Annotated in this window: 10 protein-coding genes; 5 read left to right on the top strand and 5 right to left on the bottom strand. The window is 32.7% G+C overall.

The genetic code is table 11. The annotated features are described in order from the left end of the window. Positions 1-184 precede the first annotated feature (184 nt). From glmS to ACE193_RS05390, 3 genes are all read right to left on the bottom strand, one after another. Positions 185-2,026 carry a glutamine--fructose-6-phosphate transaminase (isomerizing) gene (gene glmS / locus ACE193_RS05400; RefSeq protein ID WP_375561986.1) on the bottom strand — a complete coding sequence of 614 codons (1,842 nt, stop codon included), beginning with the start codon at positions 2,024-2,026 and terminating at the stop codon, positions 185-187. Positions 2,027-2,180: 154 nt separating this feature from the next. Beyond that, a complete protein-coding gene (locus ACE193_RS05395; RefSeq protein WP_375561985.1) occupies positions 2,181-3,548 on the bottom strand; it encodes a hypothetical protein in 1,368 nt (455 codons plus the stop codon). 278 nt (positions 3,549-3,826) lie between these two features. Then, on the bottom strand, positions 3,827-4,681 hold the full coding sequence (locus ACE193_RS05390) for a glycogen/starch synthase (protein ID WP_375561984.1): 855 nt from the start codon (positions 4,679-4,681) through the stop codon (positions 3,827-3,829). Positions 4,682-5,108: 427 nt separating this feature from the next. On the opposite strand from ACE193_RS05390, the gene ACE193_RS05385 reads away from it, so the two are divergent. Then, positions 5,109-6,578, top strand: a complete 1,470-nt coding sequence (locus tag ACE193_RS05385) for a formylglycine-generating enzyme family protein (protein WP_375561983.1) — start codon at positions 5,109-5,111, stop codon at positions 6,576-6,578. Positions 6,579-7,186: 608 nt separating this feature from the next. Next, entirely contained in the window at positions 7,187-12,340 is a 5,154-nt protein-coding gene (locus ACE193_RS05380) for a T9SS type A sorting domain-containing protein (RefSeq protein ID WP_375561982.1), read from the top strand. Between the two features lie 64 nt (positions 12,341-12,404). Here ACE193_RS05380 and ACE193_RS05375 read toward each other — a convergent pair whose 3' ends face one another. Further along, complete coding sequence (locus ACE193_RS05375) at positions 12,405-13,082, bottom strand: hypothetical protein (protein WP_375561981.1); 678 nt, start codon at positions 13,080-13,082, stop codon at positions 12,405-12,407. Positions 13,083-13,239: 157 nt separating this feature from the next. Between ACE193_RS05375 and ACE193_RS05370 the strand changes: the two genes are divergently transcribed. Then, positions 13,240-14,433 (top strand): hypothetical protein, encoded by a 1,194-nt coding sequence (locus tag ACE193_RS05370; protein WP_375561980.1) that lies wholly within the window; start codon positions 13,240-13,242, stop codon positions 14,431-14,433. Between the two features lie 78 nt (positions 14,434-14,511). Beyond that, positions 14,512-14,940, top strand: a complete 429-nt coding sequence (locus ACE193_RS05365) for a hypothetical protein (protein ID WP_375561979.1) — start codon at positions 14,512-14,514, stop codon at positions 14,938-14,940. Between the two features lie 25 nt (positions 14,941-14,965). On the opposite strand, the gene ACE193_RS05360 is transcribed toward ACE193_RS05365, so the two are convergent. Next, complete coding sequence (locus ACE193_RS05360; protein ID WP_375561978.1) at positions 14,966-15,589, bottom strand: class I SAM-dependent methyltransferase; 624 nt, start codon at positions 15,587-15,589, stop codon at positions 14,966-14,968. Between the two features lie 140 nt (positions 15,590-15,729). On the opposite strand from ACE193_RS05360, the gene ACE193_RS05355 reads away from it, so the two are divergent. Beyond that, positions 15,730-17,886 carry an OmpA family protein gene (locus tag ACE193_RS05355; protein WP_375561977.1) on the top strand — a complete coding sequence of 719 codons (2,157 nt, stop codon included), beginning with the start codon at positions 15,730-15,732 and terminating at the stop codon, positions 17,884-17,886. Positions 17,887-17,968 lie beyond the last annotated feature (82 nt).

The following is a 17,968-nucleotide window of genomic DNA, read 5'->3' as shown; positions in this document are numbered from 1 at the left end:
AAAGTAAGAAGTATGAAATAAGAAGTAAATACAAATACAATCTAACCACAGAGGAAGAAGAGTTTGAGGAGAATACAAATACATTTTTTTAATAAAAAAACTCTTTCATTAAAAATAACAAAAGAGTTTTTAAATATAATACTGATTGTATTTACTTCTAATTTCTGAAATCTAACTTCGGGCTTTATTCTACTGTAACTGATTTCGCCAAATTTCTAGGCTGGTCGACATTACAACCACGCATCAAAGCAACATGATATGATAAAAGTTGAAGAGGAATAACCGAAACCAAAGGCATAAAAGCATCGTGTGTACTTGGTACTTCGATAACATAATCTACCTTTTTAGGAATAGCTGCATCGCCTTCTGTTACGACTGCAATTACTTTTCCTCGTCTTGCTTTTACTTCTTCGATATTTGATAAAATTTTATCATACGAATTATCACGAGTTGCAATTACAACAACTGGCATTTCTTCATCGATAAGCGCAATAGGACCATGTTTCATTTCGGCAGCAGGATAACCTTCTGCGTGTATATATGAAATTTCTTTCAATTTTAAAGCTCCTTCTAAAGCCACAGGAAAATTATATCCACGTCCTAGATACAAAAAATTACGAGCATTAACAAAGTCTTTGGCTATTTTTTCTATTTGCGTATTTAGTTTTAGAGCTTGTTCTACTTTTTGAGGAATGCGTTCTAATTGTCTTAAAAGGTCTTTTAGTTGATTTTCTGAAAGTGTTTTCTTTTCTTTGGCAAGCATAAGTCCGAGAAGAGCCAAAACGGTTACTTGTCCTGTAAACGCTTTTGTACTTGCTACTCCGATTTCAGGACCTGCGTGTATGTATGCGCCTTCGTGTGTTGCTCGTGCAATAGACGAACCGACTACATTACAAACACCAAAAATAATTGCGCCTCTACTTTTAGCTAATTCTATGGCTGCAAGTGTATCAGCAGTTTCTCCAGATTGAGAAATAGCAATCATTACATCACCTTCTTCAATAATTGGATTTCTGTAACGAAATTCAGAAGCATATTCTACCTCAACAGGAATGCGTGCAAACTCTTCGATAATATATTCAGCTACCAAACCTGCGTGCCAAGACGTTCCACAAGCAACAATCACAATACGTTTTGCATTGACAAGATTATCCAAATATTTATGAATTCCTCCCAAATTTACGTGTCCATTGGCTGCTATAAGTCGTCCACGAAGAGCATCACGAATAGATTTTGGTTGCTCAAAAATTTCTTTGAGCATAAAATAATCATAACCACCTTTTTCGATAGATTCCAATTCCATATCCAATGTATGAATATAAGGAGTAGTCGGAATGTCTTCAATATTTCTGATGGTAAGTGAATCATTTGTCAGAAGTGCAATTTCACCATCATTGAGATAAACCACTTCTTTTGTATATTCAATAATTGGAGTAGCATCAGAAGCAATAAAAAATTCGTCTTGTTCTTTTCCAATTCCAATAACTAATGGACTTCCCTTTCGTGCTGCAATCAGTTGATGAGGACTATCTTCTGACATAATAATAATGGCATACGCTCCTACTACTTTATGAAGAGCCAAACGAACAGCTTCTTCTAAGCTACATTTGTGTTGGTCTTGAATTTCTTCAATAAAATGAATAAAAACTTCTGAATCGGTATCCGATTTAAAAGTATGTCCTTTATTTATTAAATCTTGTTTTAAGACAGAATAATTTTCAATAATTCCATTATGAATAATTGCTAAACGGCTTGAACCTGAATAATGAGGGTGTGCATTTACATCATTAGGTTCTCCATGAGTTGCCCAACGAGTATGTCCTATACCTACTTTACCTTCTTTGCTTTTATTTCCGATAAAGCTCTCTAGCTCGGCTACTTTACCTTGTTTTTTATATATATTGATACCAGAGTCCATTAAAGCAACTCCAGAACTATCATAACCACGATATTCTAGTCTTTTAAGTCCTTTTATAAGAATGGGATATGCTTCACGCTGCCCAATATAACCTACAATTCCACACATAAATTCGTATTTTTTAATGACGTATTTTTAATAATTTAGTGAGTTTTAGCAATTCAAACTCTTTATTACTAGCAAATTACAGAATAATTTTAATTCTCTTTTGATTTGAAAAACGATTTATAAAAAAATAAGTTTTCAATTTTTATTTTACCTTTTATTCTGCAATGCTATAATACATACGTAATCGAATAACAGGAAGGTTATCTGTGTTTTTTTGAGTAGCAAAAATAAATCTATTTATACTAATATTATTTTCAGAAGGTTGAAGAATTAATCCATCACTTTCTGGAATCAGACCTTTTGCAAATTGATTAATATAACTTGTAATTGTTGCATAACTGTATGATTTTCCTTGTACAGAATAACCCATTGAAAGTCCTGAATTTGCTCCTCCTTCTGTTTGTAAAAATTGAATAGAACCACTTGGTGTATAATAAAAACCATTTCCAGCTCCAAATAGAAATAAAAGTTGATTAGGTGCTGTAACAGTAGAACTCATAGCAGCATCTAATGCAGGAATATCTAATTCGGCACGTTGAATAATAACACTTTGATTCGTTACAAAATCATTTAGATAAGGAAATTCTAATTTTACACCAATTCCAGTTCCTGCTTGTATGGCAGCAATATTATTTGTGTTTTCAGTTGGAATAAAATCTTGTGTAGCTAAAGATACTAAAGCAGAATTAGACAAATCACTCTCTATATTCGAAAAGCTCACAGGCATATCAAATTTATAAGAAGATGAAACGGTATCACTTGGGTAGTGAAAATACAATGTCAAATTTGTGGCTGGTGCAAGAGGATTAATTCCTACAATGGATGTATTTGGAGAAGCACTACGAAAAGCAAGACCTTTTGAAAAAATTCTGAATAAAGAATCATTTTCAAAGTTGGTATTTACTCCATAATTAAATAATTTTCTTCCAAATTCTTCTGAAAAAGGAACTCTCAATATCCTATTACTATCCAAAGCAGCAGGATAAAAAGCACTTCCAACGACTGAACTTGAAGTTTGTAGAGTATCAAACTGATAATAGGTTTTGTTTTCAAAAAGCTCTGAAACTTCATAGAGCTGTATGTTATTTGGAGTGAGTGTATCCCCATAAACATAATCCGTTTGAAAAAAACCAACTAAGGAATCATAAATAGCTATTTCTCCAGCATCATTTTGTAGGTCTTCGGTAAGAGTGGTAAGTGAGATATTACCAAAACTTTGTGTCGAATATGTACCTACATATTCATCAGTCAATGAACCCATCAGAAGACGAGAGTTTCCTATTGTACTAGTTGTGTTGATAGTATCAGATTGAAAGACTTTGACATTTACGCTTACTGTATCTGTATAATAAGTAGTAATAAGTTGCTCACTTCCTATGTCAATTGGTTCAGGTTCTTTCTCACAACTACTCAAAGTTAGACTAAAGAAAAGAAGAGCAATTATACCAAAGAAAGAAGAATAAGTAGCAGGAATTTTTTTTGAGAATAGTATCAAAAGACGAGATGAATTATTATTTTTCATTAAATTAAATTTATGACAACTGTTTTAGTGAGTTTTTGAGCATTAAATGCAAATAGGACGAAGTAAGTATCTTATTTCGTTGCAAAAAATACTATCTGAAAGAATACATTTTGCACTCTAAAGAGTGAGCTATATAAATACTTTTGCAAAAGTACAAATTATATAGATATATCTGAATATTTGTCAGTTTTGAGAATGAGTGCAAAAAAAAATAATTACAAACAAAAAAACAGACAGAATAAAATTATTCTGTCTGTTTTTTATAAAAAAATGTCAATTTAAGCTGTTTTTTCTTCCTCTACTAATTCTGCCATTCTATCTCCTAGAAGCGTCTTATAAATTTCGTAATAGCTATCACAAATAGCTTCTTCTCCTCCTACAATCGTACTTACATTTTCAGATGAAGAGGCTGCAATTATATCATTTGTTTTTCCAGATTCTTGTGCATTTACTACACAATCAGAATATTTTGCACCCATTTCCATAAATCCTTGTGGAGTTGGGTTTGAAATAAGAGAAGCTAACATTTCCTCAGTAATATCTTCTAAAGCTACTTTGTCTGCTAGTGTAGCAGCATCAAAGTTTTGTTCAAAAAGATTGTCATAAACTGTAGAAACGATTTTTGATTCTTTAAAAAGAGGTTCGTTTTGGTAAGTTGTGCGAAGGTATAAAGGCAAAAGACCTGTAAACCAATCATTACAATGTACAATATCAGGAGCCCAGCCTAGTTTTTTTACTGTTTCGGCAACTCCTTTACAGAAGAAGATAGCACGCTCGTCGTTATCTTCAAAAAGATTTTCTGCTTTGTCTTTGTATAATTTTTTACGGTGAAAATAATCTTCATTATCGATAAAATACACCTGCATTTTGGCTTGTGGAATAGAAGCTACTTTGATAGTGAGTGGCTTGTCTTCTTCTCCAACTGTAATATTGATTCCAGAAAGTCTAACTACTTCATGAAGACGATTTTTACGTTCATTAATAACTCCCCAACGTGGTACGATAACACGAATTTCGATGTCTTTGTTTTGCATTGCTTCTGGCAACGGACGTACATAATCTCCAACTCCTAACTTATTCAAAAATGGTGTAATCTCGCTCGTTACGTAAAGTATGCGTAGGCTCTCCGACATAGTATAAAAAATTTGGTAAAATATTCTTTAAAATTTTTCTTTGAATTACATATTGATTTATTACTAAAAAAGTAATTCATTAAAACGAATTAATAAATTTATTTTAGTGCATTCTTTAATGAAATGTTTTGAAATTTCATTTAAAGTAATTCAAAATGTTTTACAAAAATACGGAATTTTTTTTCAGAAAACAATAGGTTTGTCAAAAATAACTTGTATTATTGCTTTTCAAACTTCAACTTGCACTACTTATGCCCTTTCGAATACTCAAATTCGTTGTAAAACTACCCATCTAATTTTATTCTTTAATAAGTGCAATTTATTTACTCCTTACCTTTTCATTGTAAACTAAAACAGATTAGACCACGTTAGAAAATCAATATTTAGTCTTTCTATACTCTTATCTTTTAGTCCTACTTTTTACTCAATGAAAAATATTTTTTTTGTAGTCTTTTTGTTTTTGCCTTTTCTGTCTTATTCTCAAGTGGCTTTATCTTCTTTTGAGGAGAATGCACAAGATAGTTCTTTGACTATTTCTTATAAGCTATCCCATTATAAGGTTCAAGCAGATACTATTTATCCAAAAGAAATTCCTAAAAAGCTAGTTGTGGCTTTTGATGATGTAGACTCTGTTGCTACGCCATTTCATATTATAATTACTTTAGCTAGAGGGTACAGACCAATAATAAGTAATACATATTCTGCCAGCAAAAAAGTGAATTTTCCTACTTCAAAGATTAGGTGGGATGGTGATAGACTGATAGTATTTGCTAAATTTTATAGAAATAATACTTTAGATAGTTTGGTAAATGAAATTTATATAGTTCCACAACCTATCACAGATAAAATAAATAGATTAGAAAAAGAAAGAATACAAGACTCTACAAAAAGAGCAGAAAGTTTAAGAAGGATAAAAGAAAACCATCCATTAGCTGTAGAATACTATCAAAAACGTTTTGATAAGCTCAAAGAACCACAAGAAAATCTGACAGAAAAAGATAAAAAGAAAATTACTAAGATTTATTCTAAATCAGCACCTCCTAATGGAGTTTGGGTAGATACAAATAAATATTTTGATGAAACAGAAATAGCAAATATTCATTGGTTAGAATACATGCACTATATGTTACAAGATTCTTCTGATTCACATTATAATCAAGCAAAACCTGACAGTATGATTTGGTACAAAAATTTAGATAAGGTAGATGCTTATTTATTTCATTATTTGCGTTATCCAGGCTTTAGATACTTTCCTGTGAATGGTATTTCTTACATGCAAGCACAACAATATTGTGTTTGGAGAGGAAATATAGTTACTAAAAGAATGAATGAAAAGCTCAAATTAGTAGATTCAGACTACGAAATAACCGTTCATTACAGATTACCAACCAAAGAAGAATGGGAATACGCAGCCATAAAAGACGACTTGAACAAACAATTTGGGGGGTATTCTACAAAAAGAAGATACACAGAAAAGGAAAAACGGAAGATTTATCGTTTAGCTAAAAGGTATTCTGATTCTACTCGTACTATAGAACATGTAAAATTAGATATGAAAAATTACTTTGAAAGTGATACAAGTTATAAAAGAATGTTTACTTATAAACCAACATATCAAAATCCATATTTTGATACAAATATTTTTCTCTATGAAGGACAGTTAATAACTACTTGGATATATTCTAATCAACCTGTATATCATTTTGGGCTATACAATATGTTTGGAAACGTAGCCGAAATGACTTCAGAAAAAGGCATTGCTAAAGGAGGAAGTTTTGCTCATACTTTAGAGGAATGTGCTGCTGATAAAGTTCAAACGTATGATTCTCCACAGGCTTGGTTAGGATTTCGTTGTGTGGCTGAGGTAGTGGTTAGGAAGAAAGAAGAAGTAGAGTAATTTGTGTTTTTCTAGGAATTTGTTTGGTTACTCCAAATATAGAGCATTAAATCTAGAAGTTAATTTGAGAAAATGACATTTTTAGCAATGTAGAATTAAACGGAATAGAATCTACACATCCTAAAAGTTGTCCAAATACTTGATTATTAGTAGGCAAGGTATTTTGCAATGCTTGTTAAAAAATAAATGAAATAGTAGAGAATCCTGTTTTTTTAGAATTAAAAAAAGAAATGTTGATTTTATGTTGAATTAATAGTGAAAAAATTTAGAGCAACACTTTTTTTTACTTAAATTATAAACAGTTGTTAGCTTATTAACCATGGCAACTAAATAATTCATTTTCTATCACTCATAAATCCTATTTTTAAATATGAAACTAATAAGATTACTACAAGTTTTTGGAATTTTGCACTTTTACTTATTCTAACACAAAATTACTAGAAACAATTTGGAATACAGGAGAATTAAGCACCCTTATTATTTGAGAATACAAAACACTCTTTTACAAGGATCTAAACAAACTCTCTTGAATAGAGAAGTAATTTTATAACCTTTCATTGCTTTTCATAATTTAGCTTTATCAACTATTAATTCTAATTATACACTTTATGCAAAATTTACATTTTAAGCCTTTTATGGATAAATGGCTACTTTTATTATTATTTCTTTTTGTTTCTTTTTCCAGTTTTGGGCAGATTCAGTTTGAAGGGTGTAGAAACCAAATTACAACAGGAGCTTTTCCTTATACTTTAGTTCAAACAGGAACTACTAATGATGGTGGTATCATCCGAAATACTTTTGATAATTCTGCTCAAGGTGCTGGGGCAGTTTCTTGTTCTGCTGGGGTATGTTATTTTTCTATTCAATGGAACACAACATCAGATCGATGGGAGATTATTCTTGACCCTACAGGAAGTAATCTTCTACTTTATACAAATAACACCCCTTCAGCACCTAGCCCTCCAAGCCTAACTTTAGGAGGCTGGGTTAGTGAGTCTGCACAAAGCTGTAATGATATAGTTACTCTTTCAGGAGATGTCGAAAATAATTGCTTTCCTAGTCTAGGTGTAAATGATTTTGATTCATCACCTTCAGGAAATCTAATTGGTAGTGCTCCAGTTGGAACTGCATCTGCTACTGTAGAATGTTGGACTTTTGAGGTAAATTCAAGTGGACCTGTAACTATAAATTTGGCAGCAGGTGGAGGACCTAATCCAGGAGGTCTTGGAGATCAAACTATTAATCTAACTCGTTCAGGTACTACTGACGAATTAACAAATGGAATTTTTAAAAGCAATGATGGCAGTGAGTTTAAACTTAATAGTGTTTATCTTCGTCCAAATAGTGATGCTAATTCTGATTTGACTATTATAGCATACAGAGATGGACTTAGTGTAGCAGGTGCTACTCTTACAAATTCAAATATAGCAAATAACATATGGTCATTATTTGATTTAACAAGTAATTCTAATTTTAATAATATAGATGAAGTACGCATTACGCACAATGGTAGTATTTATGCAGCAGTAACTATTGACGAGATAAATATAAGTCCTGCTATTATAAATACCCCTCCCACAGTAACCACCACAGCCCAAGCCAATGTAACAGCCACTACAGCCGATTTAGGAGGAAATGTAACAGATGATGGAGGAGCAACAGTAACCGAAAGAGGCATTGTGTGGGGAACAAGTACAGCACCTACTACTTCAAATAATAAAGTACAAATAGGAACAGGAACAGGAGTTTTCAATCAAAATGTAACAGGATTACCTTCTGCTACTACTGTTTTTGTTCGTTCGTATGCCATTAATAGCGAAGGAACTTCTTATGGAAATGAAATTAGTTTTACGACATTAGCTCCAAGTGTTTTATTATCTTCTAATCCAATATTAGATTTTGATCAACCTAATAACACTAACCTAGGTGCTACTATTTCTGATGGATTATATGGCACACCAAATATCTCTGATGCTAATATACAAATGTATGAAGCCAATTCTAGTGGAATAGCTACAGGTAATGACTTAGGTTATTATACTAGTCCCATTAATGGAGGTGTAGTAAATTTTGCTGGTAGTGGTTCTGATATGATAGTTGTTGAAGAAGCAACTGGAAATGAATTTTATTTTCGTGGAGTAGAACTAACAGAATATGCTGGTGGTGGTTATAATATAAGAATAGAGGGTTTCAGAAATACTGTTTCTACAGGTTCTCAAGTCGTCGTTGTTGGTGGAGATTTCATCGAAAACTTCAATACTTCTACACTTACAGCTTCTATATTTCAAAATGTAGACCGTATAGAAATTACTAATAATGCAGGAGGAAATTTATTTTTATATTTTGATAAGGTTGTTGTTGGAAATCCAGTAACTTGCTCTGCCCCAACATCACAGGTTACGACTTTACTGGCAGGTAACAATCCTACTCCTTCTACTTTAGATGTTGTAAGTTATGATGCTCCAACAGGAGGTGCGACAGGCTATGTAATCAAAATAAACAGTAGCAATAGTTTTACAGCTCCTACAAATTCTGGAACATTACCAACAGCAGATTTGAGTTGGAATGATGCAGGGGAACAGGTTATTTATGCAGGTATTTCTACTAACCCTAATATTGTAGTTACAGGATTAGACCCTAGTACACAATATTTCTTTAGAGTTTATGCTTACAATGATTGTGCAGGAACAAATACATTTGAAACAACTGGTACTGGAGAAGCAGGAACTACTATAACTCCTCCTACCTTCACTTCGACCATCACAAGTATAGGCTGTTCTGGAGGAGGCACAGGAGCTATTGATTTAACAGTAACAGGAGGCACAGGAAGTCCTACTTATCTTTGGAATACAGGAGCAACGACAGAAGATATTTCTGGATTAGCAGTGGGTGAATATACAGTTACGATTAGTGATGGAGGAACTGATTATACAGCGACTTATGAAGTAGGTTATGACTTAAACTGGACAGATTTGACTAATTTTACAGTGAATGCAGAGAAAGAGTTAGTCAAAGGAGCTACTACAGGTTGGGATAGTGATGCAAGTTCAGTAGAACGAGTAATAGGTGATGGAGGTATTGTATTTACAGCCTCTGAAACAACAAACTCTTATATTGTTGGTCTTTCTTATCTCAATAATAATGTTGGTTATTCGGATATTGGATATGCTATTTATCTAAATAGACTGGGAGAAGTACAAGTCTATCAACAAGGAAATTATATAGGAAGTCATGGTAATTATGTATCTGGTGATATTTTCCGTATCACTCGTAGTGGCACAACCATTACGTACTCTAAAAATGGTGTTACTTTCCACACTCAAACCAATGCTAAAAGTACAGATTTATTTGTGAGTGCTACTATGTTTGATGCTTCTTCATCAATTCCTCAAGTTCAATTTACGAGTTGTCCTATTTCTTTAGTCGTTTCTACGACTTCAAATAGTTGTCCTGCTACTACTTCAGGCAGTGCAGTGGCAAGTTTAGTAGGAGAAGTTCTTCCTGTTACCTATAGTTGGTCAGGTGGTGGAGAAACTACAGCTAGTATCACAGGCAAACCGAATGGCACTTATACAGTAACAGCTACTCTTGCAAGTGCTGGTTTGGTTCTTACTAAATCTGTCGTTATTGGTAATATCATTACTTGGGAAAATGAAAGTAATGTTTCTGTTGTAGGTAATGTTGTCTCCAAAACAGATACACAAGGCTGGACAAGTGGAGCTAATTCTACCCAACAGTTGAGTCCTACAGTAGATGGATGGGTCAATAACACAATCACTTCCACTTCCACTTCCACTTCCTATATGTTTGGTTTAGCCAAATCCAACACAGATGCAGGCTATACTTCCATTACATATGCGTGGTATGTTACAAAAAATGGGATTGCTTATCCCAATTATAATGCTCAATCAGGAGCAGGTGTAGCTTATCAAGTAGGCGATAATTTGAGAGTAGGACGAGAGGGAAATCAAATCAAATTCTATAAAAATGAAGTTGTTGTTTATCAGTCTACAGTGGTTACAGGAGAACGTTTGGTAGCTGATGTTTCCATTTATACACTTAATGGGACAGCAGGAGTTTTACAAAATTCATTTTGTGGAACAACAGGAGGTGAAACCTATTCGTCTGTTGTTACCGATTTTGATTGTGGCAGTGGTTCTAGTTTAGGTAGTATTGATGTAACAGGCACAGGTTTTACCTATTCTTGGTCAGCTCCTGGGTTTTCAACCGTTACTACAGAAGATATATCCAATCTACCAGCCAATGGCTACACACTTACACTTTCAAAAGGAGGAATAGATTATAGTTCTTCTTATTTAGTGGGAGCATCTCTCAGTTGGACAGGTTTGACAGATTTTACTCAAGAAGGATTGAATTTGAAGAAGACCAGTTCTAGCAATGGTTGGAGTAGTTCTGCTAATTCTACGGTTTCTTTTGAGGGAGATGGTGGTATTGTATTCCTTGCTCAACCAAACTCATCTTATATGATAGGCGTTTCTAAAGCAGAAGGTGGTGCAGGTTATACTTCTATTGATTATGCAATTTACTTGGCAGCATCAGGTAGTGTTTCCATTTATGAAAAAGGTGTTTTTAAAGGTAATTTTGGAACCTATCAAGCCAATGATGTTTTCAAAATAGAACGTTCTGGAAGTAGTATTCATTATTCCAAAAATGGTTCTTCTTTTTATACAAGTAGCACACCAAGTAACTCAAGTTTACTTGCTGATGTAACTATGCATACAGGAAGTGGTGTTTTACCTCAAGTCTTGTTTACGGATTGTCCTTTATCTATTGATGTAACAAGTTCTGCTGCTTCTTGTCCTAGTGCTGGTGTAAGTGCAACAGCCAGTCTAAGTGGAGGTAATTTTGCTACTTCGTATGAATGGAAAGATGCTGCAAATAACACAGTAAGTTCATCAGCAACGTTGAGTCCTCAAACTAATGGAGGCTATTATACAGTAACAGCGACAGGTAGTTATGGAACATTGACTAAAACAGTCTTTTTGAGTTACCAAAATACTTTTGTGAATCAAACAGAGGTTTCAGTCAGTGGTTCAACAGTTACTAAAAGTACATCTGCAGCTTCTTGGTCAGCAGGCGCAACAACGAGTAATACGTTAGCAGCCAGTAGTTCAGGTTCTATCCTCAATACAGTTGCTCAAAAGGCATCTTATATGTTTGGTTTGGCTATTCCAAATACGATTGCAAGCTATACTTCCATCAAATATGCGTGGTATCTTACTCCAAGTGGTGTTGCTTATTCAGGTTATAACTCTACTTCAGGTGGAAGTACAACTTATCAAGTAGGGGATAAATTTAGTGTGGCAAGAGATGAAAATATGATTAAATATTTCAAAAATAATGTTCTTATTCATCAAGAATCAGCGATTATGGATGTACTTGTAGGTGATGTATCGATTCATACACCAAATGCATCAGCAGGTAGTTTTGTCGTTTCTTTTTGTGGAAGTGGTGCTAGAATTCCAAACAAAATTCAAGCAACAACTCAACTAGAAAAAGATACATTTAGTATTTATCCAAATCCAAGTACAGGTATTTTCAATGTTCGTTTTGGAACTTCTTTATCAGCAGATACACAGGTAACTGTTTTTGATGGCATCGGTAGAAGTATCAAAACACAAACTTTCGAAAAAGGAAGGCAGAAATTTACCATTGACCTCAAAAATCAACCGAAAGGAATATATCTTATTCATTTTAATCAAAATGGAAACACTTATTCTAAGCAGATTATTGTGGAGTAATAGTAATTTATATAAACTAAAACAAAAAAGACTGTCCGAAGAGGACAGTCTTTTTTGATGTTAATTACTTAATTTTCTCCAATTCAGCAATTTTCTTTTTGAGTTCTTCTGTTTTTTGTTCGTTTTCTTTTTGCTCAGTTGCATTTTTTTCAATCTCTTTTTCAGCTTCTGCGATTTTCTTTTTAGCTTCTTCAATGCTATTTTTAAGATTTTCCTCTGTTTTTTTATTTTTCTCAACGTCTTTCTCTGCATCTTTCAAGTTATCTTGTAAAGTAGCAATTTGAAGGTTAATCTGCTCTAAACGAACTTCTTTTACCATATTTTCTAACCAAGAACGGATATTTTGTGCTTCTTGTGGATGGTCTTTGCTATTTACTGCCAAATCATAACCTAGTGTTTGAACAGCTTGTAGCGTAATCCTACCTTTTTTTTCTTCTACAAAAATATGCAAATCAGAAGTTTTGTCTGAAAATTGTTTTACGACTACTTCTTCTGCGTGATAATTTCCTTTTTTACTTTTATATTTTATTTTTTGAGAATCAAGCCATTTTTCGATAGCAATTTCAAGAGCTTTTTCAGCGTCTTCCGAAATTCCATCGAATTGAATTTCAAAACCATTCAATGTTTTTTTCTTTTCTATCTTGATTGCTTTTTCACTTACATTTTGAGCAGAAATAGAAAAACTAGCTCCCATAAAAAATAAAATAGCTAGACTAAAAATGATAGTATTAATTTTTTTCATTAGATTGTATAAATTTTTGAATAAAAAATTGACTTAAAAACACATTCGTTACAAAAATCAAACTAATTTTGGATGTAACTGTTTAAATTTCAATATTAAGATATATTTAGTTTTTTTAATAAAAAATAATCTCTCTCAAATTTTCCAACATTTATCAATGCAAAAAAATCTACTTTTCCTATCTACTGTTTTAGTCTTTTCTTTATTTACTTTTTTAATAAATGATGTAAAAGCACAATACGCAACAGCCGTTTTTGAGTACGAAAAATCCTCGTTTAATAATAGTCAAGCCCTTCCTGCTGAAGAAAATCTGATGATTAGTGGTGCAGCACAACCCGAAACTGTACTTGTAGAAATCACTATTTTAGATGATAAAAGCAACCGAAAAGATGACCCTAAACCATTATTTGTAGCTTCTTGGGTTCGTCCTCCTTATTCTTCTATTGGTACATTTACTGTTCCTGTCAATTACAAACTTCGTGGTTCTTCAAAATATGATGTTCAAGTTGATTATTACAGGAGAATTACGGATATGGAACGAGAAAACCTTCGCCAAGACCTTTATAACAATCTTTTTGCTTATACCGAACAATCCTTTACCGTTGAAAGAAAACGAGCCAGAGTAATCGGAGGAACTGCACAACTTGTCAGAAACTTAAATGAAATTGCTAGAAAAGGAATGTCTTTGTACAGAAATAGAAGTCAATTACAATTTGAAGGTTTTTCGGATTTAGTAGTTTCTAAAATCGATCAAATAAATAAAGCTAACCTCAAAAAAGGAAAATTTATTTTCTCCAAAAGAAAGAAAAAAGATTCTCGTGCCGATTATAGAGAAAAATTGATGACAGAATTAAAACAACTTTTAGCTAGTGAACTAGGACAGGTTTTGAATGTAGATTTGCTAGTCTTGCAAGACCGTAAATTTATGGACGATTATCCAACCGAAAAAACTCGTACCGAAATTCCTTTAAATGTAGGTTATGGAGGTGTTCATCTGACAGGAACAAATTCTGAAAATAGCTCTTTCGGAACTTCTCCTTATGCAGGTTTATCCTTGCCACTAGGTAAAAAAGGGTTTGCAGGAGAGTTTTGGAGTAGAAGTTCGATTTCAGCAGGTTTTTTTTGGAGTAATTTTGAAGATGATTTGGGAGAAGAAATTTCAGGTCCTATTTTCGGACGACCTACTTATTTGGGTTTGGGATATAGAGTTTTTCGCTTTATTCGCTTCAATGCAGGCGCAACATTTTTGGAAGATTCAACACGAGGAGCTTCTTTAGCTGACCAAGTTTATATACGTCCGTTTATTGGTTTTAGTGCAGAGTTTCGTTTTTGGATTGATTTAGAAAAGTAGAATAGGTATGTGTTGTCGGTGGAGACACCGACAACGGCAAGTAAATAATCACCAGTTATCAGTTAATTTCCTTTTATTATGAGTTTAGTCAAAATCAAAAATAACTTTGAAATGCCTATCGAAGGTTATAAAATTCATACAATCAGTTTTAATGGATTTATTGAAATAATATTTCAAGATAAAATTAAAGATGAATGGATATACAAACTTGAAATTGAAGGAGATTATAAAATTGAAATATATGGACAAATATTTCAATTTTCTCCAACAAATAAAGAAGGCTACAAGATGCTAATTGATTTTTTACAAGAAACTATAAAAGTTTGTAAAGCTGATAAAAATGGTTATTTCTACTTAGAAACTCAAAAAGGAAATTCAATACAAATTGAAGATAGTCCTTATGAAAACTGGCATTTCAGAATTTATAAGCAATCCATCAAATATGAACGTCAAAGTGATGTTACTGGTGGAGTTGGACAAACTTCAATTTATCAAAACAAACTTTGATTTATTCTTATGATTAATTTTAAAATTATTTTTCAAAAACTATCATTCTATTTTTCTCTATTTTGGCTTTTAACTTATATTTTTCAGCAATAAATTGAACTGTTTTTTCTGTATAAATAAAAACGTGAGTAGGGTCTTTTCTATAATACCAATCTTTAAAATTTGCATCTGTTTCAACATCATAAACAAGTGTCATTATTAGCAATGAACCAGTTGGTTTAAGAATAGATAATAATTTTTCTAGTTCTTGTTTTGGATTATAGAAATGCTCAAAAACCTCACAACTAAAAATATAATCATACTGATAATTGAGATAATTTTCATTTGGATGAAAATAAGGGTCATAAAGTTCAACTTGATAATTTTTATCGTGTAAAATTTTAGAAATTACAGGACCTGTACCACAGCCATAATCCAAACCTAGATGATTTTGAGTAAAGTTTTCTAAAATATTATTCGTAATTGGCGAAGTAAAATTTTGATAACCAATGTCATTTACATCGTTGTTATGCTGTTCATAAACATCTTTTTCGTCAAGGTTATTTAAGTAAAATTTGGGGTCTTTTAGATATGAACCACACATATCACAGATGAAATAAAAATCGTCTGCTTTAGTTTTTAAAAGCGTTTGGCATAAAGTGCAATTCATTTTGATTGGAAAAATGGTAAAAAACTAAATAATATTTCTCGTTCAAGCATTTGCTTGGACATTCTCTTTCGGCAAGCATATGCTTGCAAAATAAAAAGCACAAGATAGAATCTTGCGTTAGAGTTTAATTACAAATTACAATGAAAAAAATATACTTCCTAATCCTGACATTTTTCTTATTTATTCCTTTTAGTTTCAGTCAGCAAAACAATTTTAATTGGCGTGTTGGTTTACAAACAGGAAATATGACCTATCGTGGAGATTTGAATGAAAAATTTTGGCAGCCTAGCAATATGTTTGCGACTGATTTCGATCAATTTTCTTTTGGTCTTAGTATTGAAAACACACCTAACAAAACGCTTTCAAATCGTCTTCAACTGACCTATGGAGAATTTACAGCAAATGACAGAAATACAGGGATTTTGGAGCGTTCTCTGAATTTCCAGACCAAGATTTATTCGGCTGCTTATATTTTTACTTTTTATACAGATAATGGATGGCTTTTGGGAGAAAATGCTCTTTTATCGCCTTATTTGATGGCTGGAATAGGTGGAACGTATTTTGAAAATTATGGAGATTTGTATTATCAAAATGCTCAAGGCACAAAATCGCCTTATTATTATTGGTCAGATAATACCATTCGTGATGCTGCTGAAAGTAGTGGAGGAGGACAAATTATCACACAAGATGGAAACTTCGAAACTCGTCTTTCTGATTTTAAGACAGAAAATCCAACTGGTTATTCGCCTTATTTTTTAAATGTTCCTGTCGGTGTGGGTTTGAAATTACGTTTACTAAATCGCCTTAGTTTTCATATTCAATCAGTAGTTAATTATTCGCTTACAAGTGATTTTTTGGATGATGTAAGTGGAGATTTTCGCTCGTCGTATGAAAGTGCAGAACAAGGTTATATTGCCAATCCTGCTAATTACAACAACGGACAAGGAAGCAGAGGAAATACAAATCAAGGTTTTTTAGGAAACGATGCGTTTATTTTTACTTCGTTTGGAATTAGTTGGTCTTTTTCTCCTAAAAAACATGCTTTTCGTGCGCCAGCCTTGTATGCAGCCAACAAACCAAAAAGTATTTTTGAACTTAACCCAGATTCTTTAAAAACGATTACGGTTGATGGCATTCCAGATTATAGCAAAAATTCTGAAATACAAGTGGAAACAAATCAAACACAAAATCAGAATAATCAGAATCAAAATTCACAAAATCTATACAACCAAAATAATCAAGGACAGAATCAGCAAAATCCATATCAACAACAAAACCCTGTTCAGACCGTCAAAATTGATATTAATGTCAATGTAACGACCAATAAATCGGGAAGTGATAGTTCAATTACAAAAGTGGAAATCGTGCCTCAAACTGGACAAATAGTAGAGTCTGAAGACACAGAAGCAGTAAAGACGAACAGTCGTTCGTCTGAAGAAGAAAAAACACTTGAAGAACTAGAAAATCGTTTGAAGGAAATTGAGGAAGATAAAAAAAGCAAGAAAACAAGAGCGCAACGAAAAGCAGATGAAGAAGCACAAGAACAAGCAAAATTAGAAATGGATACGCTTCAAAAACAATTAGAAGAACTCAAAAATAATAGACAAAATGATATTTCTATTACGCTAGATAATCCAAATCAAGTAAGTCAAAACACACAAAAACAAGATTCTGTGGCGTATAAATTAATGGAATTGCAGTTTCAATACATGCAGCAACGTATGGCAACCTTGGAAAAGCAACTTGAAAATCAAGCAATTAAAGAAGAAGAGAATTCTACTAAAAATGAAGATTTATTAAAAATTGAAAGTCAATTAGCAACTCTTCAAACACAATTAGAACTTTTGGCAAATCAAAAACAAACTGAAAAAACAGTCGTAGAAGAAAATTCAACTACTACAAAAGATACCGTTGTGGTAATGAACAAAGAAGAAAAAGCACCTACTATTAATCAAATAAGCAAAGTAGTTGGAATAAAAAAAGTAGAGATTTTCTTCAAAACAGGTTCTTCTGATATTGTACCGAAAGACAAAGAAAAAATAGCTCCTTTAATTGAAGTTTTGAAAAATGACAAAAATCTAAGTGTCAGAATTTATGGTTTTACAGATTCAAAAGGAAGTGCTGCCTTTAATCAAAAATTATCAAAACAAAGAACAGAAGCCGTCAAAAAAATACTTTTAGAAGCAGGAATCTCTGAAACTCGTATTGTAGAAGCTTCTTTTGGGATAGATACAAACAACCCTTATGGAGAAGATTTTTATGGTCGAAGAGTGGAGATTGAATTGGTAGGGAAATAAAATCAAATAACGCATTTGTAGGTCAAAGACTTGTCTTTGACCTACAAATTTCAGATTTTTCATAAAAAACAGCTTTAAAATA

Source organism: Bernardetia aquimarina, from assembly GCF_042180575.1.
Classification (GTDB): domain Bacteria; phylum Bacteroidota; class Bacteroidia; order Cytophagales; family Bernardetiaceae; genus Bernardetia.
The sequence above is the reverse complement of the archived record's forward strand: the minus strand, read 5'-3'. Positions and strand labels throughout refer to the sequence as shown.

Coding starts and splice junctions, on each gene's coding strand:
- ACE193_RS05380 (WP_375561982.1), top strand. CDS start 7,187: ATGCAAAATTTACATTTTAAGCCTTTTATGGATAAATGGCTACTTTTA.
- ACE193_RS05390 (WP_375561984.1), bottom strand. CDS start 4,681: ATGTCGGAGAGCCTACGCATACTTTACGTAACGAGCGAGATTACACCA.
- ACE193_RS05360 (WP_375561978.1), bottom strand. CDS start 15,589: ATGAATTGCACTTTATGCCAAACGCTTTTAAAAACTAAAGCAGACGAT.
- glmS (WP_375561986.1), bottom strand. CDS start 2,026: ATGTGTGGAATTGTAGGTTATATTGGGCAGCGTGAAGCATATCCCATT.
- ACE193_RS05365 (WP_375561979.1), top strand. CDS start 14,512: ATGAGTTTAGTCAAAATCAAAAATAACTTTGAAATGCCTATCGAAGGT.
- ACE193_RS05355 (WP_375561977.1), top strand. CDS start 15,730: ATGAAAAAAATATACTTCCTAATCCTGACATTTTTCTTATTTATTCCT.
- ACE193_RS05395 (WP_375561985.1), bottom strand. CDS start 3,548: ATGAAAAATAATAATTCATCTCGTCTTTTGATACTATTCTCAAAAAAA.
- ACE193_RS05385 (WP_375561983.1), top strand. CDS start 5,109: ATGAAAAATATTTTTTTTGTAGTCTTTTTGTTTTTGCCTTTTCTGTCT.
- ACE193_RS05375 (WP_375561981.1), bottom strand. CDS start 13,082: ATGAAAAAAATTAATACTATCATTTTTAGTCTAGCTATTTTATTTTTT.
- ACE193_RS05370 (WP_375561980.1), top strand. CDS start 13,240: ATGCAAAAAAATCTACTTTTCCTATCTACTGTTTTAGTCTTTTCTTTA.